17 protein-coding genes are annotated in these 21,103 nt (G+C 73.1%); 9 read left to right on the top strand and 8 right to left on the bottom strand.

What is annotated here, in order from left to right; genetic code table 11:
- The first annotated feature begins 117 nt into the window (after nt 1–117).
- A complete protein-coding gene (locus J1G43_RS04505; RefSeq protein WP_207378041.1) occupies nt 118–1,251 on the top strand; it encodes a hypothetical protein in 1,134 nt (377 codons plus the stop codon).
- 15 nt (nt 1,252–1,266) lie between these two features.
- On the opposite strand, the gene idi is transcribed toward J1G43_RS04505, so the two are convergent.
- Nucleotides 1,267–1,794, bottom strand: a complete 528-nt coding sequence (gene idi, locus J1G43_RS04500) for an isopentenyl-diphosphate Delta-isomerase (protein WP_207378040.1) — start codon at nt 1,792–1,794, stop codon at nt 1,267–1,269.
- Between the two features lie 491 nt (nt 1,795–2,285).
- Here idi and J1G43_RS04495 point away from each other — a divergent pair, with 491 nt between their 5' ends.
- The 6 genes from J1G43_RS04495 to J1G43_RS04470 all read left to right on the top strand — a co-directional run bounded on the left by J1G43_RS04495 (nt 2,286) and on the right by J1G43_RS04470 (nt 8,069).
- Nucleotides 2,286–3,434 carry an ABC transporter substrate-binding protein gene (locus tag J1G43_RS04495; protein ID WP_207378039.1) on the top strand — a complete coding sequence of 383 codons (1,149 nt, stop codon included), beginning with the start codon at nt 2,286–2,288 and terminating at the stop codon, nt 3,432–3,434.
- Nucleotides 3,434–4,303 carry an ABC transporter permease gene (locus J1G43_RS04490; protein WP_207378038.1) on the top strand — a complete coding sequence of 290 codons (870 nt, stop codon included), beginning with the start codon at nt 3,434–3,436 and terminating at the stop codon, nt 4,301–4,303. Before J1G43_RS04495 ends, J1G43_RS04490 begins: the two co-directional genes overlap by 1 nt.
- Nucleotides 4,279–5,193, top strand: coding sequence for an ABC transporter ATP-binding protein (locus tag J1G43_RS04485; RefSeq protein ID WP_207378037.1), 915 nt, complete (start codon nt 4,279–4,281; stop codon nt 5,191–5,193). The genes J1G43_RS04490 and J1G43_RS04485 overlap by 25 nt, the downstream gene beginning before the upstream one ends.
- Nucleotides 5,190–6,602 carry an LLM class flavin-dependent oxidoreductase gene (locus tag J1G43_RS04480; RefSeq protein WP_207378036.1) on the top strand — a complete coding sequence of 471 codons (1,413 nt, stop codon included), beginning with the start codon at nt 5,190–5,192 and terminating at the stop codon, nt 6,600–6,602. Before J1G43_RS04485 ends, J1G43_RS04480 begins: the two co-directional genes overlap by 4 nt.
- Complete coding sequence (locus tag J1G43_RS04475; protein WP_207378035.1) at nt 6,599–7,621, top strand: aldo/keto reductase; 1,023 nt, start codon at nt 6,599–6,601, stop codon at nt 7,619–7,621. The genes J1G43_RS04480 and J1G43_RS04475 overlap by 4 nt, the downstream gene beginning before the upstream one ends.
- A 157-nt stretch (nt 7,622–7,778) precedes the next feature.
- Entirely contained in the window at nt 7,779–8,069 is a 291-nt protein-coding gene (locus J1G43_RS04470; protein WP_207339417.1) for a hypothetical protein, read from the top strand.
- Between the two features lie 88 nt (nt 8,070–8,157).
- Here J1G43_RS04470 and J1G43_RS04465 read toward each other — a convergent pair whose 3' ends face one another.
- The 7 genes from J1G43_RS04465 to J1G43_RS04435 form a co-directional block, all read right to left on the bottom strand.
- Nucleotides 8,158–9,717, bottom strand: a complete 1,560-nt coding sequence (locus J1G43_RS04465; protein WP_207378034.1) for a glycoside hydrolase family 43 protein — start codon at nt 9,715–9,717, stop codon at nt 8,158–8,160.
- Complete coding sequence (locus tag J1G43_RS04460; RefSeq protein WP_207378278.1) at nt 9,714–12,083, bottom strand: beta-glucosidase; 2,370 nt, start codon at nt 12,081–12,083, stop codon at nt 9,714–9,716. Before J1G43_RS04460 ends, J1G43_RS04465 begins: the two co-directional genes overlap by 4 nt.
- A 142-nt stretch (nt 12,084–12,225) precedes the next feature.
- Nucleotides 12,226–13,110 (bottom strand): carbohydrate ABC transporter permease, encoded by an 885-nt coding sequence (locus J1G43_RS04455; RefSeq protein WP_207339419.1) that lies wholly within the window; start codon nt 13,108–13,110, stop codon nt 12,226–12,228.
- Nucleotides 13,110–14,129: a carbohydrate ABC transporter permease gene (locus tag J1G43_RS04450; RefSeq protein ID WP_207339420.1), complete on the bottom strand. Its 1,020-nt coding sequence runs from the start codon at nt 14,127–14,129 to the stop codon at nt 13,110–13,112. Before J1G43_RS04450 ends, J1G43_RS04455 begins: the two co-directional genes overlap by 1 nt.
- 8 nt (nt 14,130–14,137) lie before the next feature.
- The gene (locus J1G43_RS04445) at nt 14,138–15,430 is read right to left on the bottom strand and encodes an extracellular solute-binding protein (RefSeq protein ID WP_207339421.1); all 1,293 of its coding nucleotides are present in this window, start codon (nt 15,428–15,430) and stop codon (nt 14,138–14,140) included.
- Nucleotides 15,431–15,791: 361 nt separating this feature from the next.
- A complete protein-coding gene (locus J1G43_RS04440; RefSeq protein ID WP_207339422.1) occupies nt 15,792–17,081 on the bottom strand; it encodes an extracellular solute-binding protein in 1,290 nt (429 codons plus the stop codon).
- A gap of 303 nt (nt 17,082–17,384) precedes the next feature.
- Complete coding sequence (locus J1G43_RS04435; RefSeq protein ID WP_207339423.1) at nt 17,385–19,964, bottom strand: ATP-dependent Clp protease ATP-binding subunit; 2,580 nt, start codon at nt 19,962–19,964, stop codon at nt 17,385–17,387.
- A gap of 258 nt (nt 19,965–20,222) precedes the next feature.
- Here J1G43_RS04435 and J1G43_RS04430 point away from each other — a divergent pair, with 258 nt between their 5' ends.
- Together J1G43_RS04430 and J1G43_RS04425 are read left to right on the top strand one after the other, a co-directional pair.
- On the top strand, nt 20,223–20,708 hold the full coding sequence (locus tag J1G43_RS04430; RefSeq protein ID WP_207339424.1) for a septum formation family protein: 486 nt from the start codon (nt 20,223–20,225) through the stop codon (nt 20,706–20,708).
- A 3-nt stretch (nt 20,709–20,711) separates the two neighbouring features.
- Entirely contained in the window at nt 20,712–21,101 is a 390-nt protein-coding gene (locus J1G43_RS04425; protein WP_089798072.1) for a DUF4280 domain-containing protein, read from the top strand.
- Nucleotides 21,102–21,103: the final 2 nt, after the last annotated feature.

Genomic DNA, 21,103 nt, shown 5'->3' with positions numbered 1-21,103 from the left:
GGTGCGAGGGCGCGGGTGCGAGGCGCACGGTGTGAGGTGCGCGGTGAGGTGCGCGGGTACGAGGTGCACGGGTGTGAGCGCACGGCAGGTGTGTGAGGGTGGGCGCCGGGAGGCGACGTGACCGACAGGACGGACAGCACGGGCGGGACGAGCACGACCGCCGTCGGGGCGGCCCGGGCTGGCTACGCGTTCGCCAACGACTTCGTCAACGTGGTCGCCACCCTGCCCGGCGGCGTCCGCGTGCGGACGGCGGGCCGGTGCGGCGGCATGTCGTTCTCCGTGCTCGACCACCTGGCCGCCGGACGCGACGCGCCGTCCTGGCCGCCCACCCTGTTCGCCCCGGGGCGGGTGCCGCCCGACGGGCACCTCGTGGCGGACCACCTGCGCGCCCGCCAGCTCGACTCGTTCCGCTCCGCCTCGGCGCTGCGGTTCCTCACGTGGTCCGTGCTGCCCGACGCCGACGTCGGGCCGCTGGCCGGGGTCCGCACGCGGACGTGCCGCGAGCTGCCCCGCGTGCTGCGCGCGCTGGCGGAGGGCCACCCCGTGGTGCTCGGCCTGGTCGTCGCGCGCACCCTCGTGCGCTCCGGGGACAACCACCAGGTCGTGGCGACCGGGTTCGTCCGCGACCCGGTGACCGGCGCCGTGACGCTCACGGTGCTGGACCCCAACAGGCCCCGGCGCGAGGTCACGCTGCACGCGACGGCCGACGGCTGGCGTGGGGACGACGGGCGGCTGTGGCGCGGGTTCTTCGCCCACACCTACCGGCCGCGGACACCGCCGCCCCTGCCGGGCGCGTCGCGTCGCCCCGGCACCGCGGTGCGGCTCGACGCGCCGCTCGCCCTGGTCCACGTCGCGACGGGGCGCCGGCTCGTCGTGGCCGACGGCGTGCCGGCGCTGCGGGCGCAGGGCACGACGACGTGGGCGCCGTCCGCACCGCGCACGGGACGGGGCCTGGCCGACGGCGCCCTGGTGCTGCTGGTGGCGGCGGGCGACGCACCCCGTGCGCTGACCCTGGGTCCCGACGGCCCCGCGCTGGCCGACCCACCGGCCGAGGCAGGGGTGCCGGGCGGCCACGACGCACCCGGTCCGGAGGCGTGGCGCGTCGTCGTCGAGGGGGGCGGCGCCTGGCGCGAGGGGTCGCGCGTCCGTCTGCTGCACGCGGCGACGGGCGCGCTGCTCCGGGGTACGGGTGACCGGCTCGGGAGCACGTTCACGCCGGACGCGCAGACCTGGTGGACCGTCGGGTCGTGACGGGCAGGGTCGGGCTCAGGCCCCCACGGCGGCGGCGTCGAGCACGCGCAGCACGTCGGCGAACCACGGGGTGACGACGCCGGCGGCGACGAGCTCGTGCGCGCGGGCCGGCGTGACCCACTCGGTGCCGTCGACCTCGAGCGGGTCGGGGGCCAGCTCGCCCTCGCACCGGCCGACCAGGACGTGGTCGTACTCGCACTCGACGTGCCCGGAGACGTCGTCGGGGGCGCGGTAGCGGAACGTGCCGACCTCGCGGGCGTCGACCAGCTCGACGCCCAGCTCCTCGCGGACGCGCAGCGCGGCACGCTGGTGCAGGTCGGTCCCGGGCAGGGGGTGGCCGCAGCACGAGTTGGTCCACAGGCCCGCGAACCGCAGCTTGGTCAGCGCGCGGCGCTGCAGCAGCATGCGCCCGTCGGGGCGCGTGAGGACGACCGAGAACGCGCGGTGCAGCCGTCCCGGCGCGCGGTGGGCCTCGGCCACGGTCGTGGTGCCGGTCGCCCGACCGTCCTCGTCGACCAGCTCGACCCGGTCGGTCTCCGCCATGGGTCCCGCCCTCCCTCGTGTCGCGGTGCGGCGCGCGCGCCACGGACCTGCGGCTAGTACGACACGTCGGGCCGCCGGGAGCAAGCCGGTGCGGGCGCCCGCAGCGGGCGGCACGGCGGATCCCTCGGCACGTCGCGCCCGTGACGTCTCAGGATGCGATCACCGGGTTATTCCCGACTGATCCGGTATGCAATTGTCGACGCATGCCCGCACCGACCCCCACGCACGCCGCCGCCCCCGTGCTGCGGTCCCGCGCGTGTCGGTCGTGCCCGGCCCCGCGCTGTCGCTGACCAGCGCCCCGGACCCCGCCGCCGCCCGGCCGCGCGGTCCCGCGGTCACCGGTCCCGCCGGTCCCCGCCCCTGATCCCGGCACGCCTCCGTCACGCCCACCACCCGCAGGCCGACACCCCGAGGCGTGCCCGCACCACCCCCACCACGACCGCCGTGCGCACCTCGCGCCCGGCACCCGCACCCTGCCCGGAAGGCCCGTCATGCCCCTCGCACCCCCCGGCCCGGTCACCGGCCGGACACCCGCCCCGCCCACCGCCCGGCCCGTGCCCGCTCGCGTCCGTGGACGCCGGCTCGCCGCGCTCGCCGCCGCCGCGCTGCTGCCCGCCCTGCTCGGCGCGTGCACCGGCGACGCCGTGGCCGACACCCCCGCCGCGACGGGCGCCCCGTCGGCCCTGCCCACGGCGGTACCCGCCGAGACCACGCTGGTCGTCGGCGACCCCACCACGCAGAAGGCCGTCGAGATCGCGGGCGACGACCTCGACGCGGACCTCGGCTTCACCATCGAGTGGGCCAACCTGTCCGGCGGTCCGCAGACCAGCGAGGCGTTCCGGGCCGGCGCCCTGGACGTCGGCGCGGTCGCGGACATCCCGCCCATCCACGCCGAGTGGACGGGGCTCGACGTCAAGATCGTCGCGGCGGTCTACCGCGAGGACTGGGAGCAGAACCCCATCTACGAGTTCGGGGTCGGCCCCGATGTCGACGGCGTCGAGTCGCTCGAGGACTTCGCCGGGCACCGCATCGCGTACTCGCCCGGGCAGGCCCAGGGCGTCATCGTGCTGCGCGCGCTGGAGGCGGCGCGTCTCACGACCGACGACGTCACGCTCGTCGAGCTGCCCAGCAACGGCGACGTCTACACCACCGCGCTGGCCGCGGGCGAGGTCGACATCGCGCCCATCGGCGGCGTGCAGATCGCGCGCTACCTCGAGAAGTACGGCGTCGACGGGGCGCACACCGTGCGGCACGGCCTGCGCGACGACCCGAGCCACCTCTACGTGCCGACGTCCGTGCTGGACGACCCCGCCAAGGCCGCCGCGCTGCGCGCCTACGTGCAGCTGTGGACGCAGGCCAAGCTCTGGGTGCACGACCACCCGGAGGAGTGGAAGGCCGGGTACTACGTGAAGGACCAGGGCCTGAGCCCGCAGGACGCGGACTACCTGGTGGAGCGCGCCGGCGTCCCCGACATCCCCGAGGACTGGACCGAGCACATCGCCCGGCACCAGGAGACGGTCGAGCTGCTGGCCGCCGCCACCGGCAACGAGGTGCTGGACGCGGCCGACCTGTGGGACGAGCGGTTCGCCCCCGTGGTCGCGCAGGCGGCCGCCGACTACCGCGCGAGGGAGGCCGGCTGATGTCCACGCTGTCCCTCCCCCACGGCCTGGCCCGCCGGCCCGCCGCCCGCACGGCACCGCCGGCCGCACCCGCCCGGCGTCGCGCCCGCGGCACCCGGCGCCTCGGCCCCGGCCGGCCGCTGCGCGGCGGCACGCTCATCGGCCTCGGCGCGCTGCTCGCCGTGTGGTCCGTCGGCTCGGCCGTCGGGTTCATCGACCAGCGCACGCTGTCGGCGCCCTGGACCGTGGTGACCACGGCCGCCGACCTGGTCGCCGACGGCCGGCTCCAGGAGCACCTGGCGGTGTCGGCCGGGCGCGCACTGTCCGGGCTCGTCCTCGGCGTCCTGGCCGGGACGGTGCTCGCCGTGGTCGCCGGCCTCAGCCGCTGGGGCGAGGCGGTCGTCGACGGGCCGGTGCAGCTCAAGCGGGCCGTCCCGAGCCTCGCGCTGCTGCCGCTGCTGATCCTGTGGCTCGGCATCGGCGAGACCATGAAGGTCGTCACGATCCTGCTGGGCGTGCTCATCCCGGTCTACATCCACACGCACAACGGCCTGCGGACCATCGACGCGCGGTACGTCGAGCTCGCCGAGACCGTCGGGCTCTCGCGGTGGGGGTTCCTCACCCGGGTGGTGCTGCCGGGCGCGCTGCCGGGGTTCCTGCTGGGGCTGCGGTTCGCCGTCACCGGCTGCTGGCTGGCGCTCGTCGTCGTCGAGCAGATCAACGGCACCGCCGGCATCGGCTACATGATGGAGCTGGCCCGCACGTACGGGCAGACCGACGTGATCGTCGTCGGTCTCGTCCTCTACGGGATCCTCGGCTACGGCTCCGACCTGCTCGTCCGGATCGTGCAGAGGAGGGCCCTGTCGTGGCGACGCACCCTGGCGGACTGACCGCACCCGGCCCCACGGAGGACACCCGCGTCCCGGTCCGCTCGGCCGTGCCGGCACCCGCGCACGGGGTGCTCGCCGACGAGCGCGTCACCACCGACGACGGCTCGGTGCGCGTGCGGGACCTGGTCCGGGCCTACGGCCTGGGCGAGGGCGACGGGCGCGTGCTGCGCGGCCTGGACCTGACGATCGCCGCCGGGGAGTTCGTGGCGATCCTCGGACGCAGCGGCTCGGGCAAGAGCACGCTGCTGCGCGCGCTGGCCGGCCTCGACCACGACGTGCACGGCACCGGGACGATCGCCGTGCCGGAGCGCGTGTCCGTGGTGTTCCAGGACTCGCGGCTGCTGCCGTGGGCGCGGGTCCTCGACAACGTGGTGCTCGGCCTGCGCGGCCCGGGGGCCCGTGACCTGGGCGCCGAGCGCCTGGCGGAGGTGGGGCTCGCGGGCCGCGAGCGCGCCTGGCCCACCGAGCTGTCGGGCGGTGAGCAGCAGCGGGTGTCGTTGGCCCGCTCCCTGGTGCGCGAGCCGCAGCTGCTGCTGGCCGACGAGCCGTTCGGGGCGCTCGACGCCCTCACCCGTACCCGCATGCACGCCCTGCTGCGCGACCTGTGCGCGCGGCACCGGCCGGCGGTCCTGCTGGTCACGCACGACGTCGACGAGGCGATCGTGCTGGCCGACCGGGTCGTCGTCCTCGACGCCGGACGCATCACCCTCGACACCCCCGTCACCCACCGCGACCCGGCCGACCCCGGGTTCGTGGCCCTGCGCCGAGGGCTGCTCGACGCCCTCGGCGTGCCCCCGGTCGTCCCCTCGTCCGGCACCCCGTCCGGCACCCCGCCCACCTTCCCGTCCACCTCACTGCCCACCTCCCCGCCCCACAGGAGCACCCCATGACCGCACCCCGACGTGAGGGGCAGCTGCACCTCAACGCGTTCCTCATGAGCACCGGCCACCACGAGGCGTCGTGGCGGCTGCCCGAGTCCGACCCGTCGTACCGCAGCACCGACATCGGCTACCTGCAGCGGCTCGCGCGGACGGCCGAGCGCGGCCACCTCGACTCGATCTTCTTCGCCGACGGCCCGGCGCTGTTCCGCGACGTCGGCCGCCGCCCGTCCGGCACGCTCGAGCCGACGGTCGTGCTGGCGGCGATCGCCGCGGTGACGAGCCACATCGGGCTGATCGCGACCGCGTCGACCACCTACAACGACCCGTACAACCTGGCCCGCCGGTTCGCGTCCGTCGACCACATCAGCGGCGGGCGCGCGGGCTGGAACATCGTCACGACGGCGCACCTGGAGGCCGCCCGCAACTTCGGTCAGGACGAGCTGCCGTCGCACCGGTCCCGCTACGAGCGCGCCGCGGAGTTCATCGACGTCGCGCTGAAGCTGTGGGACTCGTGGGAGGACGACGTCGAGATCGGCGACAAGGAGGCCGGCCTGTGGGGCGACCCCGCGCGGATCCACCCGCCCGAGCACGCCGGCGCGCACTTCCGGGTCGCCGGGGCGCTGACGACCCCGCGGTCGCCGCAGGCCTACCCGCTCCTGGTGCAGGCGGGGTCCTCGGAGGACGGCAAGGACCTGGCCGCCCGCTACGCCGAGGCGGTGTTCACGGCGCAGCAGACCCTCGACGACGCCCTCGCGTTCGCCACCGACCTCAAGCGCCGGGCCGTCGAGTGGGGCCGGGACCCCGCCGGGCTGCTCGTGCTGCCGGGCATCGTGCCCGTCATCGCGGCGACCGAGGCGGAGGCCCGGGCGAAGGAGGAGGAGCTCGACCGGCTCATCCGGCCCGAGTACGCCCGCGCCCAGCTCGCCAAGACCCTGCGCGTCGACCCCGACGACCTGCCGCTGGACCGCGAGCTGCCCGCCGACCTGCCGAGCGAGGACGAGATCGAGGGTGCGAAGTCGCGGTACACGCTGATCGTCGAGCTGGCGCGGCGCGAGCACCTGACCGTGCGGCAGCTCATCGGCCGGCTCGGGGGCGGCCGCGGGCACCGCACGTTCTCGGGGACGGCCGAGCAGGTCGCCGACGCCATCCAGGAGTGGTGGGACGCGGGCGCCGCCGACGGGTTCAACATCATGCCCGCCGTGCTGCCGTCGGGCCTGGAGGACTTCGTCGACCAGGTCGTGCCCGTCCTCGTCGACCGGGGCCTGTTCCGCAGCGGGTACACCGGCACGACGCTGCGCGACCACTACGGGCTCGCGCGGCCCCCGCACCCCCGCACCCGCACCACGCCCGGCCTGGGCATCGGCGTCCTCGCCGCGGATGCCACCTCCGGCACCACCCACGAAGGAGCACACGCATGACCACGTACCGCCCGCTCGGCCGCACCGGGGTCCAGGTGTCCCCGCTGACGCTCGGGACCATGAACTTCGGCGCCTGGGGCAACCCCGACCACGACGAGACGGTCGCGATCCTGCACCGCGCGCTCGACGCCGGCATCAACGTCGTCGACACCGCCGACGTGTACGCCCGCGGGGAGTCCGAGACGATCGTCGGCAAGGCGCTCGCGGGACGTCGTGACGACGTCGTGCTGGCCACCAAGGTGCACGGCCGCCTGTCCGACGAGGTCAACCACGCGGGCAGCTCGCGCCGGTGGATCGTGCGGGCCGTCGAGGACTCGCTGCGCCGGCTGCAGACCGACCGCATCGACGTCTACCAGGTGCACCGCCCCGAGCCGGGGACGGCCCTCGACGAGACGCTGGGTGCGCTCGACGACCTCGTGCGCGCCGGCAAGGTGCTGTACGTCGGGACGTCGACGTTCCTGCCCTCGCAGCTCGTGCAGGCGCAGTGGGTGGCGGCCGAGCGGCGGCTGGCGCGGCCGGCGACCGAGCAGCCGCCGTACTCGATCCTGGCGCGCGGCGTCGAGCGCGAGGTGCTGCCGCTGGCCCAGGAGTACGGGCTCGGCGTGCTGCCGTGGAGCCCGCTGGCCGGCGGCTGGCTGTCGGGCCGCGCGCTCGACGGGTCCCGCGCGGGCTCGCCCCGCCACGAGCGGCAGCCGGGACGGCACGACCCGGCGCTGCCGGAGAACGTCGGCAAGGCGGAGGCCGTGCAGCAGCTCACCAAGGTCGCCGAGGCCGCCGGGCTCACGCTCGTGCAGCTCGCGCTCGGGTTCGTCCTGGAGCACCCGGCGGTGTCGAGCGCGATCATCGGCCCGCGCACCCAGGCCCACCTCGACGCGGCCCTCGCGGCGCTGGACGTCCGGCTGCCCGCGGACGTCCTCGACGAGATCGACCGCATCGTCCCGCCGGGCGTCACCCTCAACCCCGCCGACGCGGGCTGGCACCCCCCGTCGGTCACCGACCCCACCACCCGCCGGCGCTGACCCGCCGGCGTCCGCTGCGTCGGGCTGCGGGAGGGGCCCGGGCGAGGGCGCGGCACGGGGGCGTTGCGGCGAACGGGTGAGCGTCGCCGCTCGAGGGGCGGACCCCGCGTCCTGGTGATGAGATTTCGGGGTCCCACCCGCCTCACCGAGGAGCCACATGTCCCAGGCCCCGTACCCGTCCTACCCGGCCTCCGACCAGCAGGACTCGCTGCCGCCGATGCCGGCCAAGCGGTCCAACCTGCTGTCGATCATCTCGTTCCCGCTGTCGGCGATCGCGCTGCTGTTCGTGCCGATCCTGTTCGGTGGTGTCGCGATCGTCCTCGCCAGCATCGCCAAGTTCTCGCGGCGCGAGCCGCTCGGGACGGTGGCGTTCGTCATCTCGATCGTGGCCACGGTCATCGGCATCGTGCTCGGGGCGGTCGTCGGCATGATGAGCGCCGTCGCCTGACCCGACGACGACCGAGGCCCGACCCCCGCGCGGGGGTCGGGCCTCGTCGTCGTGCGGCCGTGCGGTGCGCCGGCCGCCCGTCGGCACGTCAGCCGGCGGGGGCGTACTCCACGCGCTCGACGTGCGCCACGGTCTGCGTCGGGGCGCCGGCGCTCGTGCCGTAGACCCCCAGCCACAGGCCCAGGAAGCCACCGGTCGCCACGGTGTCGAGCTGCGTCGCGTCGGCCGTGGCCACGACGACGGGAGCCGTGTCACCCACGCCGGCCAGCAGCTGCAGGTCCGCGCCGCGGGCCCGGACGCCCAGCAGCAGCGGTGCGTCGGCGGACGCCGCGAGCGTGACCTCGCCGAGCACCCGCTCCTGCCCGCCCTGGCGGTGCACGACGCGGACGTGCCGGACGTCGCCGTCGGCCGTGACCGCGAGCCGCGCGTGGTCCTTCTCGGACTGCCGGACGACCAGTCCGACCTCCTCGCCCTGGCCCAGGTCGGCGCGCACGCGCGCCGTGAGGTCGGCGTCCCGGTGCTGCAGCCGCAGCCCGAGGAACGCCGGGACCTCCAGGTCCGCGAGCGTCGCCGGGCGCAGCGGCAGGTCCCAGCCCTCACCGGCAGGCGTCGCGACCTCGCTCGGCTGTGCGCGCACGGCGGTCCAGCGCAGATCGGCCGGCGGCACGACGCCGGACGCCGCACCCTGGACCACGCCGGGCGTCGGGGTGCCGGCGAACGGCACCTCGACCTCGTCGGGGATCTTGCCGACGCCCGGTGCGAACACCGGCCAGCCGTCCTCCCAGACCACCGGCACGAGGAACGTCTCGCGGCCCAGCGGGTAGTGGTACCCGCCGTAGGTGCGCATCGCCAGCAGCACGGCCCACCAGCTGCCGTCGGCCGCCTCGACGAGGTCGGCGTGCCCCGCACCGACGACCGGGTGCTGCCGCCCCAGGTGACGGTGCGTGAGCACCGGGTTGCCCCTGGTCCCGACGTACGGGCCGGTCACGGAGTCCGAGCGCGCGACGCTCTCGGCGTGGTGGAACTCGGTGCCACCCTCGGCCGCGATGAGGTAGTAGGTGCCGTCCACCTTGTAGATGTGCGGCGCCTCCGACCACACGACGCCCTCGACGGCGCCGTGCCAGACGACGGTCTCCGGCCCGACCCACTGCATCGTCTCGCGGTCGAGCTCCCGCACCCAGACCTCGGTCTGGTCGTGCCAGCGGGGCTCGAGGGCCAGGCGGGTGCCGTGCACCCAGATGCGACCGTCGTCGTCGAAGAAGATCGACGGGTCGATGCCGAACGACTCCAGCCAGATCGGGTCGGACCACGGCCCGGCCGGGTCCTTCGCGGTCATGAGGAAGTTGCCGCCGCGGCTGCCGTCCCGCTGGTCGACGAGCGTGCACACGACCCAGAACTGCCCGTCGTGGTACCGGATCGTCGGCGCGTACAGGCCGCCGGACGACGCGATCCCCGTGAAGTCGAGCTGCCCGGGCCGGTCGACGACGTGCCCGATCTGCTCCCAGCTCACCAGGTCGCGGCTGTGCAGCACCGGCAGGCCCGGCAGGTACTCGAACGTCGAGGTGACGAGGTAGTAGTCGTCACCGACCCGGCAGATCGAGGGGTCGGGGTAGCACCCCGGAAGGATCGGGTTGCTCACGGTGCTCATGCGTCGTCGACCTCCACGTCGACGATCCGCCGGTCGGCGGCGGTGACCTCGTGCACGGCGCCCGTCACCCGCAGGGCGGCGCGGCGCGTGCTGCTGCCCGGCAGCACGTGGCGGGTGACCTCGCGGCTGTTGGTGATCGCACCGCCGGTGGCCGCGGCCACGTCGGACGGGTCCGCGACACCGGCGTGCGAGGCGACCCAGACCTGGACGTCACCGGGCTCGACCACGCGCACCAGGCGGCGGTCGACCAGCGCCAGGCGCGTGGTCGGCACGCGGAACGTCACGCGGCGCGACGCACCCGCCTCGAGCTCCACGCGGGCGTAGCCCAGCAGCTGCGCGACGGGACGCACCACGGAGCCCTGGACGTCGCGGCCGTAGAGCTGGACGACGTCCGCCCCGGCGACGTCACCGGTGTTGGTCACCGTGACCGACGCGGTGAAGACGCCCGCCGAGTCGACCTCGGGGTCCACCTGCAGGTCGTCGTACGCGAACGTGGTGTAGCCGAGGCCGAAGCCGAACGGCCGGACCGGCGTGGGGTCCGTCGACGTCACGTCGGACGGGCCACCGAGCACCGGGTGCAGGTACCGGAACGGCTGGGCACCCGCGGCACGCGGCAGCGAGACGGGCAGCCGGCCGGACGGGCTCGCGACGCCGGTGAGCAGGTCGGCGATCGCGTCGCCGCCGCCCTCGCCGGGGAAGAACGCCTGCAGCACCGCGGCGGGCCGCGGTCCCTCGCCGTCCAGCGCCCAGCCGATGGCGTAGGGACGCCCGGTCAGCAGCACCATGACGACGGGCGTGCCCGTGGCGACGAGCGCCTCGACGAGCCGGCGCTGCACGCCCGGCAGCTCGAGCGACTGGACGTCGTTGCCCTCGCCGACCGTGCCGCGGCCGAAGAGCCCGGCCTGGTCGCCGACCACGACGACCGCCACGTCGGCGTCCTGCGCGGCGGCCACCGCGGCGTCGAAGCCGCTGGTGTCGTCGCCCTCGACCGTGCAGCCCTCGGCGAACGTGACGTCGCCGGTCAGGGTCGCCGCCAGCGCCTCGTGGACGCTGCGGATCTCGAAGCCGAGCGGGAGCCCGGGGTGGTGCGCCAGCACGTGGTTGGCGAAGGAGTAGCAGCCCATGAGCGCCTCGGGGCGGGCCGCGTTGGGGCCGACGACGGCGACCTTGCGCGGCTGCGCGAGGGGCAGGACACCGTCGTTCGACAGCAGGACGACCGACTCCTGCGCGAGGCGACGCGCGAGCTCGCGGTGCCGCGGCGAGTCGAGGTCGATCTCGGTGGGAGGCTCGTCCTCGAACGCCTCGGGGTCGAGCAGGCCCAGCTCCTCCTTCTGCGCGAGGGCGCGCAGCACCGCGCGGTCCACGAGCGCCTCGTCCGTCAGGCCGGCGCGCACGCGCTCGGCCAGCGGCTCGAGGAAGGCGTCACCGGTGGGCAGCTCGATGTCCAGGCCGGCGGCCAGCGCGAGGGCGGCCGCCTCGCCGCGGTCCGCGGCGACACCGTGCATGACCTGCAGGAACGCGACCGCGAAGTAGTCGGCCACGACGACACCGTCGAAGCCCCACTGCTCGCGCAGCACCTCGGTCAGGTAGTGCGGGTCCGCCGCGACCGGCATGCCGTCGACGTCGGCGTAGGAGTTCATCACCGAGCGGACGCCGCCGTCGCGCACGGCCATCTCGAACGGCGGGAGGTAGATCTCGGCGAGCTCACGCGGGCCGGCGTGGACCGGTGCGTGGTTGCGGCCGGCCGCGGAGGCCGAGTACCCGACGAAGTGCTTGAGCGTGGCGTGGACGCCGGCGTCCTGCAGGCCGCGGACGTACGCCGTGCCGACGGTGCCGACCAGGTACGGGTCCTCGCCGATGCACTCGTCGACGCGGCCCCAGCGGGGGTCGCCGACGACGTCGAGCACCGGGGCCAGGCCCTGGTGGATGCCCAGCTCGCGCATCGAGTCGCCGATGGCCCGCGCGGCCTCGTGCACCAGCTCGGGGTCGAAGGACGCGCCCCACGCGAGCGGCGTCGGGTAGCTGGCGGCCTGCCAGGCGGCCAGGCCCGTGAGGCACTCCTCGTGCACCAGCGCGGGGATGCCCAGGCGCGTCTCGCGCTTGAGGCGACGCTGCTCGGCCCACAGCCACGCGGCGCGCTCGGCCGGCTCGACAGGACGCGTCCCGTACACGCGGGTGTAGTGCCCGAGGCCGTGCCGCGTGATCTCCGCGAGCTGCCCCGAGTCCTTCTGGCCCGAGGCCATCTCGGACTGCATGGGGGCGACGGTGCCGTTCTGGTCGAGCCAGTAGCCGACCAGCTGCGCGAGCTTCTCCTCGAGGGTCATCCGGGCGTGCAGGTCACGCACCCGGGAGGAGACGACGGGCATGGCGGGGACGTGCGACGACCGCTGCTGGGCGGCGCTGCCGAGGGTGTCGGACACGGGGTGGTGCTCCTTCGGAAGGTATGGCGAGGTGGTACGGCTGCGCGCCCGCCCGGGACGAACCCGGACGGGCGCGCAGAAGGGGTCGTCAGCCCTTGACGGCGCCGGTCAGACCGCCGACGATCCGCCGCTCGAACAGCGAGAAGAAGATCAGCGCCGGGATCATCGACAGCGACGTGAACGCGAGGACCCGGGCGGTGTCGACCGAGTACTGCGAGGCGAACGACTGCACACCCAGAGGCAGGGTGTACATCGACTCGTCGTTGAGGATGAACAACGGCAGCATGTAGCTGTTCCAGGCCGCCACGAAGGCGAGGATACCGACCGTGACGACGCCCGGGACCGACAGCGGGACGACCATCCGGAAGAAGAACCCGATGCGGCTGGCCCCGTCGATCGCGGCGGCCTCCTCGAGCTCCTTGGGGATGGCCCGCAGGAACGGCACCAGGATGATGATCGTCGTCGGCAGAGCGAAGGCGATCTGCGGGAGGATGATGCCCGCGAGGCTGTTCATCAGACCGAGGTTCTTGATCATGATGTACAGCGGCGTGATCGCGACCGTCATCGGGAACATCAGACCCGCGGCGAACAGCGAGTACATCGCCGTGCTCGCCTTGAAGTCGTAGCGGGCGAGCACGAAGCTCGCCATGACCCCGAGGATCACGACACCGGCCGTCGTGGCGATCGCACTGATCGCCGAGTTGCCGGCCTGCTGCCAGAACAGCGAGCTGTTGAGGACCGCGGAGTAGTTGCCCCACTCCCAGGTCGTCGGGAACCCGGAGGGGTCCGCGGTGATCTGCGAGTTGGTGCGCAGACCGCCGAGGATGATGTAGATGACCGGCCCGACGCAGATGCCGACGAGGAGCCACGCCACCACGTAGACGAGCGGGTTGACCTTGTCGAGCGTCTTGACGCGCCGCCGCACGGGTGCGGGCAGCTTCGCCGGGGTTGCCTGAACCGCGTTGGCGGCCATCACTTCTTCCCTCCCGTGAGCGCGCCCTCGGTGTCCCGCTTGAGCACGAAGCGCTGGTAGGTCAGCGCGATGACCAGCGAGATGAGGAAGAGGACCACGGCGACGGCGTTACCGAAGCCGTAGTTCCCCGCGTTGCGCCCGTTGAGCACCATGTAGGTCGCCATCGTCGAGGTACCCGCCGTGGCGGACACGTACTGGCCCCAGATGATGTAGACGAGGTCGAACAGCTGGAGCGACCCGATGATCGACAGGAACGCCCAGATGCGGACGGTCGGGCCGAGCAGCGGCAGCGTGATGCTGCGCTGCGCCTGCCAGTAGGACGCGCCGTCGATCGCGGCGGCCTCGTGGAGCTCCTCGGGGATGGACTGCAGACCCGCGAGGAAGAGGATCACGGCGAAGCCGATGTACTTCCACGTGATGATGATCATCAGCGACCAGATCGCGACGTCGGGGTCGGACAGCCAGTCGACCGCCCACCCCTCGAGCCCGATCTTGGCGAAGAGGTCGTTCACGGCACCCGTGGTCTGGAGCATGAGGCTCCAGCCGGTCCCGACGATGACCTCGGAGACGACGTAGGGCACGAAGATCAGGACGCGGATGAGCCCGCGGCCCCGCATCTTGCGGTTGAGCAGCAGCGCGAGGACCACGGCCGCCGGTCCCTGCATGACGAGGGACATCACGACGATGAAGCCGTTGTGCATCAACGCGTCGTGGAAGGTGGTGTCCTGCAGGATCGTGGCGTAGTTCTCCAGTCCCACGAAGTCCGTCGGGACCCCGTAGCCCTTCCACTTGTAGAACCCGTAGTACGCCGCCATGACGACGGGGAAGATGACGAACGCGACGAAGACGACGATCGCGGGGCCTGCGAGGAGGGTGATCTCGGCACGCTTGCGCCAGTCACCCCTGCGGCGGGGCCGGCGCGCCGGGGACGGTGCCGTACCGGCACCGCCCCCGACGACCGAGCCATCCCCGGGCGTCGACGTCCTCAGCAGCGCGTTCCCGCCCTGGGAGTTGCTCATCGGACCAGTTACTCCTTGGCTGCCGCGGCCTGGACCGTGGACACGATGCTGTCAGCGTCACCGTTGCCGGCGAGCATCTCGACGACCGCGCCGTTGAGCGCGTTGCCGACGTTCTGGCCGAGCAGGGTGTCCAGCCAGACGCTCACGTAGGCGGCGTCGTTGTACGAGGCGAGCACGTCCTGCAGGGCCGGGTCGGTGACGGCGCCCTGCGCGTCCTTCGAGGCCGGCAGGGTGACGAACGCCTCGGCGTAGCCCTCCTGGTGCTCCTGCCCCATGTAGAAGTTGAGGAAGTCGGCGCACACGTCCGGCGCGTCCACGTGGCAGGCGTAACCGTCGACGCCACCCATCATGGCCGTCGCGTCACCCTCGCCACCCTCGATCGCCGGGAACGGGAACCAGCCGAGGTCGGCCAGCGGCTCGCCGTCGGGCGTCAGACCGGCGATGACGCCCGGGTTCCACGCACCCATGAGCTCCATCGCGGCCTGGTGGTTGGCCAGCAGACCGGCCGAGGAGCCGGCACCCTGCTGCGCCGTCGTCGTCAGGAAGCCGTTGTTGAACGGCTCGACACCGGCGAACTCCTCGTACGCCTTGCCCGCCTCGGCCCAGCACGGGTCGTCGAAGTTCATCTCGGCGGCCGACTCGTTGATCGTGTCCTGCGAGCAGGCACGCAGCGCGAAGAAGTAGTACCAGTGCGCGGCGGGCCAGGCGTCCTTGGCGCCCAGGGCGATGGGCTGGACGCCCGCGGCCTTGAGCTTGGCGACGGCGTCCTCGAGCTCGGCCATCGTCTTCGGCGTCTCGGTGATGCCGGCCTGCGCGAACAGGTCCTTGCTGTACCAGATGCCACCGGGGAGCACGGCGGTCGGCATGCCGTAGATCTTGCCGTCCACCTTGAACGCGTCGAGCGCGCCGCCGACGGCCTCGCGCACGTCGTCGTCGACCTTGTCGGTGAGGTCCATGACCTGGCCCGAGTCGACGATGTCGGCGAGCTTGCCGCCACCACGCGCCATGAAGATGTCCGGCGCGTCGCCCGAGTTGAGGGCGGTCTGGAGCTTGCCGTCCATGTCCTCGTTCTGGATGGACTGGATCTTGATGGTCACGCCCGGGTTGGCCTCCTCGAAGGCCGCCGCGGTGGCCTCCCAGTAGGCCTTGCCGTCACCCGTCGTGGAGTTGTGCCAGAACGTGAGCTCGGCGTCGCCGCCGTCGCCCCCGCCGGCGTTGTCGTCGGAGCCGCCGCAGGCGGTGAGCGCCAGAGCGCCCATGAGCACGGCGGCCGTGGCCGCCAGTGTCTTCCTTACCTTCATGGTCTGTCCCTCTTCGTTGAGCCACACAGTGGTTGGACGAGCCCGTGGGGGCCGCCTCGAGGGCGGGTCGAGCGTTGCAGTGCGCTCACGTCCGGACGACGTGCGACGCAACCGTGCGGCGCCTCCACCCTCACCCCGCTGTACGGGGCTGTCGTTGACTCTGACAGCGGCCTCGCGGGATCGTCAAACTGGTTCGATAACGATATCGAAACAGTGGGGGCATATGTGCTGGACGTCGGCCGACGCTCCTCCGTCATAGTGGGCACGCCGTCGGGCCGACCACGGACCGAGGTCCTACCCGCCGCACCTGCGCGACGCGGTGCCGTGCACGCCGCACCGGTCGACCGGCGCCCCGTCACCGCTACTCCTTGGCGGCCGCGTCGTTGACGGCGGAGACGATGCCCGCGGCGTCGCCGTCGCCCGCGAGCATCTCGACCACGGCCCCGTTGAGCGCGTTGCCGACGTTCTGCCCGAAGAGCGTGTCGAGCCACACCGACACGTACGCGGCGTCGTCGTAGGCGGCCAGGACCTCCTGGAGCGCGGGGTCGGTCACCACGCCCTGGGCCTCCTTGCTGGCGGGCAGCGAGACGAACGCCTCCGCGAAGCCCTCCTGGTTCTCCTTGCGGAGCAGGAAGTTGAGGAACTCGGCGCACTCGGCCGGGGCGTCGACGTGACAGCTGAGCCCGTCGATGCCGCCCATCATCGCGGTCGGGTCACCCGCACCGCCCTCGACCTGCGGGAACGGGAACCAGCCGAGGTCGGCCAGCGGCTCGCCGTCGGGCGTCAGCCCGCCGATGACACCGGGGTTCCACGCGCCCATCAGCTCCATCGCCGCCTGGTGGTTGGCGACCAGGCCGGCCGACGACCCCGCACCCTGCTGCGCGCTGGTGGTGAGGAAGCCCGAGTTGAACGGCTGCAGCGCCGCGAAGTCGGCGAACTCCTGACCCGCCTGCGTCCAGCACGGGTCGTCGAAGCTGCGCTCCTTCGCCGCCTGGTCGATCGTGTCCTGCGAGCACGACCGCAGGGCGTAGAAGTAGTACCAGTGCGCCGCGGGCCACGCGTCCTTGGCCCCCAGGGCGATCGGCTCGATGCCGGCGGCCTTCAGCGCGGCGACGGCCTGCTCGAGCTCGGCCATGGTCGTCGGCGTCGACGTGATGCCCGCCTGCGCGAACAGGTCCTTGCTGTAGAAGATGCCGCCGGGCAGGACCGCCGTGGGCATGCCGTAGACCTTGCCGTCGATCGTGAAGGCCTCGATGGTGCCGCCCAGGGCGTCGCGGGTGGAGTCGTCGACGAGGTCGGTCAGGTCCATCACCTGGCCCGCCTCGGCGATGTCCGCGAGCTTGCCGCCACCGCGGGCCATGAAGATGTCCGGCGCGTCGCCGGAGTTCAGCGCCGTCTGCAGCTTGCCGTCCATCTCCTCGTTCTGGACCACCTGCAGGGTGATCTCGACGCCGGGGTTCTCGGCCTCGAAGGCGTCCACCATCTCCTGCTGGTACGCCTTGCCGGCGTCGGTGGTGGAGTTGTGCCAGAACGTCATCGTGACGGCACCGTCCTCCTGCCCGCCCTCGTCGGTGGAGCCGCCGCACGCGGCCAGCACCAGCGCCCCCATGACCAGCGCGGCCGATGCCGCCACCGTCCTCGTCACCCTCATCAGATCTGTCCTCTTCGTCGAGCCAGCTGATCCCGGGCGACGCCCGGGGCCCCCTGCCGACGCCAGGTCCACCGGTTCGCGTACCGCCCGGTGCGTCGCGCCCCTCGTCGGGCACCGACCGGACGTGCCCTGCCGTCGACGGCTGACCGACTCTCCCAGGGCGGGAGATATATCGTCAAACACCCAGCAGAGGGCAGGACGGGCAGAACACCACGGGCGGCGTGCTGGCCGCCCCCGGCCCCGGGCACGCGCAAGGCCCCGGTCCTCGCGGGACCGGGGCCTTGCGTGCGTCGTGCGTGCGGGTCAGGCGGGGGCGAGCCCCGTGCCGCCGTCACCGCGGGCCGGCGCCGTGGGCGCCGCCGGGACGTCGGTGCCGGAGCCCGGCGTGCCGACGGACGCACCGACCGGCAGCGGGTCCACGTCCTGCGCGCCGCGCGGCACGCCACGGAACAGGAACTCCCCGAGCAGACCCTCGCCCTGGGCGTCGACGATGACCTTCTGACCGGCCTTCAGCTCACCGAACAGGATCTTCTCGGACAGCGCGTCCTCGATGTCCCGCTGGATCGCGCGACGCAGCGGACGGGCACCGAGGACAGGGTCGTAGCCCTTCTCCGACAGCAGCTTCTTGGCCGCCGGCGTGATCTCGATGGCCATGTCCTTGTCGCGCAGGCGCTTGTCGAGCTTGGCGATCATCAGGTCGACGATCTGGAAGATCTCGGGCTGCGAGAGCTGCGGGAAGACCACCACGTCGTCGACGCGGTTGAGGAACTCGGGCCGGAAGTGCTGCTTGAGCTCGTCGTTGACCTTCGACTTCATGCGCTCGTAGTCCGTCGCCAGCTCGCCACCGGCCTGGAAGCCGGTCATGACGCCCTTGGCGATGTCCCGCGTGCCGAGGTTCGTGGTCATGATGATCACGGTGTTCTTGAAGTCGATGACGCGGCCCTGCGAGTCGGTCAGGCGACCGTCCTCGAGGATCTGCAGCAGCGAGTTGAAGATGTCCGCGTGCGCCTTCTCGACCTCGTCGAACAGGACGACCGAGAACGGCTTGCGACGCACCTTCTCGGTGAGCTGCCCGCCCTCGTCGTACCCGACGTACCCGGGAGGCGACCCGAACAGCCGCGACACCGTGTGCTTCTCCGAGAACTCCGACATGTCGAGCTGGATCAGCGCGTCCTCGTCCCCGAAGAGGAACTCGGCGAGCGCCTTGGCCAGCTCGGTCTTCCCGACGCCGGTGGGGCCGGCGAAGATGAACGACCCACCGGGACGCTTCGGGTCCTTCAGACCCGCACGCGTGCGGCGGATGGCCTGCGAGAGCGCCTTGATCGCCGCGTCCTGCCCGACGACCCGCTTGTGCAGGTTCTCCTCCATGTGCAGGAGCCGGCTGGACTCCTCCTCGGTGAGCTTGAACACCGGGATGCCCGTGGCGTTCGCCAGCACCTCGGCGATGAGCTCCTCGTCGACCTCGGCGACGGCGTCCAGGTCGCCGTTCTTCCAGGCCTTCTCCTTCTCGGCGCGCTTGAGCCCGAGCTGCTTCTCCTCGTCGCGCAGGCGCGCGGCCTTCTCGAAGTCCTGCTCGTCGATCGCGGACTCCTTGTCGCGACGCGTCTCGGCGATCTGCTCGTCGAGCTCGCGCAGCTCCGGCGGGGCCGTCATGCGGCGGATCCGCAGGCGGGCGCCGGCCTCGTCGACCAGGTCGATCGCCTTGTCCGGCAGGTACCGGTCGTTGACGTACCGGTCGGCCAGCGTCGCGGCGGCCACCAGGGCGGAGTCCGTGATGGACACGCGGTGGTGCGCCTCGTAGCGGTCGCGCAGGCCCTTGAGGATCTCGATCGCGTGCTGCAGGTTCGGCTCGGCGACCTGGATCGGCTGGAAGCGGCGCTCCAGGGCCGGGTCCTTCTCGACGTACTTGCGGTACTCGTCGAGCGTGGTGGCACCGATGGTCTGCAGCTCGCCGCGCGCCAGCATGGGCTTGAGGATCGACGCGGCGTCGATCGCGCCCTCGGCGGCACCCGCACCGACGAGCGTGTGGATCTCGTCGATGAACAGGATGATGTCGCCGCGCGTGCGGATCTCCTTGAGGACCTTCTTCAGGCGCTCCTCGAAGTCACCGCGGTAGCGCGAGCCGGCGACCAGGGCGCCGAGGTCGAGCGTGTAGAGCTGCTTGTCCTTCAGCGTCTCCGGCACGTCGCCGCGCACGATGTCCTGGGCCAGGCCCTCGACGACCGCCGTCTTGCCGACGCCGGGCTCGCCGATCAGCACCGGGTTGTTCTTGGTGCGGCGGGACAGCACCTGCATGACCCGCTCGATCTCCTTCTCGCGCCCGATGACCGGGTCGAGCTTGCCGTCGCGGGCCGCCTGCGTGAGGTTGCGGCCGAACTGGTCGAGCACCGCCGACCCCGAGGGCTGACCCTCGGCGGGGCCGCCCGACGCGACCGGCTCCTTGCCCTGGTAGCCCGAGACGAGCTGGATGACCTGCTGGCGGACCCGGTTGAGGTCGGCGCCGAGCTTGTTGAGGACCTGGGCGGCGACGCCCTCGCCCTCACGGATCAGGCCGAGCAGGATGTGCTCGGTGCCGATGTAGTTGTGGCCGAGCTGCAGCGCCTCGCGCAGCGACAGCTCCAGGACCTTCTTGGCGCGCGGCGTGAACGGGATGTGCCCGCTCGGCGCCTGCTGGCCCTCGCCGATGATCTCCTGCACCTGGGCGCGGACCGCCTCCAGGGAGATGCCGAGGGACTCCAGGGCCTTGGCCGCGACACCCTCACCCTCGTGGATCAGACCCAGGAGGATGTGCTCGGTGCCGATGTAGTTGTGGTTGAGCATCCGCGCCTCTTCCTGGGCGAGGACGACCACGCGACGGGCTCGGTCCGTGAATCTCTCGAACATGTGCACTCCTCACGAGCGGCGTGCCCCGGCTGCGCCACCCGGCAGGGGTCCGGGCGGAGCCGACGAAGCGGCGTGTTTCGATGCTAACGGCGGGGTACCTCCGCCACGTCCCGTGTTCGCCGCAGGCGGAGCCCGGTCTCCCACCCCGCTGCCGCCGTCGTGCGCACCGGACTTGCGCATCGACTACGGATGGCACCGCCCCACCCGCGACCTACGCTGCACGGGCCGGTGCGCACCGGCAGCACGGTGGGAGGGACAGTGGGACGCAGGACGGCGACGCGACGGCCCCGGGCGACAGCCCTGGTCGGGGCGGCACTGCTGACGAACGTCGCCGTCGCGGGCTGCGCGTGGTTCGGCGACGACGGGACGAACGCGACGCAGGTGCTCGACCTCGCGGTGGGCGACTGCGTCGTCACCCCCGACGACGTGCAGGCCGAGCTGACCGACGTCACCACCGTCGCGTGCGACGCCCCGCACCAGATGGAGGTCTACGCGCTGGTGCCCGACGCGCTCGACGGCCCCGAGGCCCACCCGGGCGTCGACGCCCTGGCGGCGTTCGCCGACGGCGTGTGCGCCGAGCGGTTCGCGGGGTACGTGGGCGTGGACTACCGCGACTCCGACCTCTTCCTCACCTACCTGCTGCCGTCGGCGCGCGGCTGGTCCGAGGGCGACACGACGGTGACCTGCCTCGTCACGACCACCGGTGAGCAGCTCATCGCGTCGGTCGCGGGCTCGGGGCGCTGAGCCGTGCCCCTGCCCGTCACCACGTCGGCCACCGTCACCTGCTCGTTCGGGACGGCGCCCGCCACGCTCGTCGCGCTCCCGACGCCGCGCGTGCTGGTCGAGGGCCGCCCGGTCGCGACCGTCTCCGACGCGGCGCCCCTGGTCAACGTCCCGCCGTTCGCCATGTGCCTGTCCCTGGCCAACCCGCAGGTCGCGGCGGCGACGGCGGCGGCCCTGGGCGTGCTGACCCCGATGCCGTGCGTGCCGGCCACGACCGGGACGTGGACGCCCGCCGCCCCGCGCACCGTGGTCGGCGGCAAGCCGGTCCTCGCGCAGGGCGCGATGTGCGTGTGCGCGTACGGCGGCGTGGTGCAGGTCGTGGTGCCGGGCCCGGTCCGCACGACGGTCGCCTGACG

Origin of the sequence: Cellulomonas sp. zg-ZUI22 (assembly GCF_017353535.1) — a bacterium.
Classification (GTDB): domain Bacteria; phylum Actinomycetota; class Actinomycetes; order Actinomycetales; family Cellulomonadaceae; genus Cellulomonas; species Cellulomonas wangleii.
The sequence above is the reverse complement of the archived record's forward strand: the minus strand, read 5'-3'. Positions and strand labels throughout refer to the sequence as shown.

Coding starts and splice junctions, on each gene's coding strand:
- J1G43_RS04465 (WP_207378034.1), bottom strand. CDS start 9,717: ATGAGCACCGTGAGCAACCCGATCCTTCCGGGGTGCTACCCCGACCCC.
- J1G43_RS04480 (WP_207378036.1), top strand. CDS start 5,190: ATGACCGCACCCCGACGTGAGGGGCAGCTGCACCTCAACGCGTTCCTC.
- idi (WP_207378040.1), bottom strand. CDS start 1,794: ATGGCGGAGACCGACCGGGTCGAGCTGGTCGACGAGGACGGTCGGGCG.
- J1G43_RS04475 (WP_207378035.1), top strand. CDS start 6,599: ATGACCACGTACCGCCCGCTCGGCCGCACCGGGGTCCAGGTGTCCCCG.
- J1G43_RS04455 (WP_207339419.1), bottom strand. CDS start 13,110: ATGGCCGCCAACGCGGTTCAGGCAACCCCGGCGAAGCTGCCCGCACCC.
- J1G43_RS04470 (WP_207339417.1), top strand. CDS start 7,779: ATGTCCCAGGCCCCGTACCCGTCCTACCCGGCCTCCGACCAGCAGGAC.
- J1G43_RS04460 (WP_207378278.1), bottom strand. CDS start 12,083: ATGCCCGTCGTCTCCTCCCGGGTGCGTGACCTGCACGCCCGGATGACC.
- J1G43_RS04450 (WP_207339420.1), bottom strand. CDS start 14,129: ATGAGCAACTCCCAGGGCGGGAACGCGCTGCTGAGGACGTCGACGCCC.
- J1G43_RS04490 (WP_207378038.1), top strand. CDS start 3,434: ATGTCCACGCTGTCCCTCCCCCACGGCCTGGCCCGCCGGCCCGCCGCC.
- J1G43_RS04435 (WP_207339423.1), bottom strand. CDS start 19,964: ATGTTCGAGAGATTCACGGACCGAGCCCGTCGCGTGGTCGTCCTCGCC.
- J1G43_RS04440 (WP_207339422.1), bottom strand. CDS start 17,081: ATGAGGGTGACGAGGACGGTGGCGGCATCGGCCGCGCTGGTCATGGGG.
- J1G43_RS04445 (WP_207339421.1), bottom strand. CDS start 15,430: ATGAAGGTAAGGAAGACACTGGCGGCCACGGCCGCCGTGCTCATGGGC.
- J1G43_RS04495 (WP_207378039.1), top strand. CDS start 2,286: ATGCCCCTCGCACCCCCCGGCCCGGTCACCGGCCGGACACCCGCCCCG.